Raw genomic sequence first — 255 nt, 5'->3', positions numbered from 1 at the left:
ATCGCGACGACGAAACCGCCTTCCGCGAGCAGAATCTGCTGGTTCATCCCGAACGCGCTCGGCTGCTGCACGGCGAAGGCGTCGATCTCGACGACTTCGCGTTCACGCCGCTGCCCGAGCGCAGCGAATTTTCGTTCGTGCTGATTGGCCGCCTGCTCTGGGACAAGGGCGTCGGCGAATATGTCGAAGCCGCGCGCTCGCTGCGCGCGCGGTATCCGCAGGCGCGCTTCTGCCTGCTCGGCCCGGTCGGCGTCG

1 pseudogene is annotated in these 255 nt (G+C 67.5%); it reads left to right on the top strand.

Features of this window, described 5'->3' with window-relative positions:
* Nucleotides 1-255: pseudogene (locus SB772_RS43280) on the top strand (glycosyltransferase family 1 protein); the annotation flags it as partial.

The sequence above is a fragment of the Paraburkholderia sp. SIMBA_030 genome (assembly GCF_046535245.1).
Lineage (GTDB): Bacteria > Pseudomonadota > Gammaproteobacteria > Burkholderiales > Burkholderiaceae > Paraburkholderia.
The sequence above is the reverse complement of the archived record's forward strand: the minus strand, read 5'-3'. Positions and strand labels throughout refer to the sequence as shown.